Annotated in this window: 2 protein-coding genes; one reads left to right on the top strand and one right to left on the bottom strand. The window is 58.4% G+C overall.

Going from position 1 to position 1,016, the window contains the following annotated elements:
• Window positions 1–613: sulfurtransferase (locus CKO31_RS26040; protein ID WP_274607821.1), on the bottom strand; the 613-nt coding region annotated here is incomplete at its 3' end.
• 104 nt (window positions 614–717) lie between these two features.
• Between CKO31_RS26040 and CKO31_RS26045 the strand changes: the two genes are divergently transcribed.
• Window positions 718–1,016 (top strand): transposase (locus tag CKO31_RS26045; RefSeq protein WP_200243810.1); only part of this gene is annotated, 299 nt, incomplete at its 3' end.

Here is a 1,016-nt window from a genome sequence, read left to right on the forward strand (position 1 = left end):
CCAAATACTGGTCCTGTGAACGCGTATCAATCAACAAGACGCTGTCGTCGTTGACTGCTTTCTCAACATCGGCCGTTGTCGCAAGCATGCTGCTTCTTTCTTCAGCCGCAGTAAAATCCCCGAACGCACGAGCCGAGCTCGTTGTCGACGTCGCCCTTTTCTCCTTGAACCACTTGGCATTGCCGCCATTCAGGAGTGCGACATTATCGTGGCCGAAATACTTGAGCTGCCAGTACAGACGCGTCCCCAAGAATGTCGTTGACGCATCTTTCGACTCGCTCGTGACAATGATCGCGCTGTCGTTATTGACGCCCAAACTTTGCATGAGGTCTTCGAAAGCCTCCTTCGTCGGGAGCATCTTGATCAGCTCAACGCCATTTTCACTCCTCTTCGCACGTACCTTCTTCCAGGGAACCAAGGTTGCTCCTGCAATCCTCTTGGTGTCCGACGCCGCTTTCTTGCGCACGTCCAACACAACCACGTCCTTCAAATTGGCCTCCACCCAGTCCGTCTCCACAAGTGGCCCAGGCACATTGAACGCCGCTGCAGACAGGGGCAAAAGCGCTGCGCCAATGAATGCCAACAGCATACCTATAGGTGAGCTTGTATTCATATCATCCCCCTCCGGATCGAGGTCCCGTTTTATGAGACGGATAGGAAATTCAAGCCAGCCCAAACGTCCAGGTTGGCTTTGGATGGAAAGATAGCGCCGGGGGGATGCGCCGTCAACGTGCAGCGGCGGAGCTGATGGAGGTCGCGAGCGGCTGCGCGGTCTCCGGCAGCGAGAGACGGCGACTACCAGGCAACACGCTGGTCGAGCTCGAAGTCGCGCTCAGGCTGTTTGCGGCGGTCCCAGTCCGGGACTGGCTGGGGAGCATCCTCCCGGACTGCTTCGTCTGCCCGGAGTGCGGCGCACGCGAGCACTCCTGCTTCGTCGCCGATGGGCGTCGGTACTGGCAGTGCGCGCAGTGTCGCGCCCAATGCACGGTGTGCTCCGGCACCCTGTTTCATGCCAC

Source organism: Thiohalocapsa halophila (assembly GCF_016583825.1).
Lineage (GTDB): Bacteria > Pseudomonadota > Gammaproteobacteria > Chromatiales > Chromatiaceae > Thiohalocapsa > Thiohalocapsa halophila.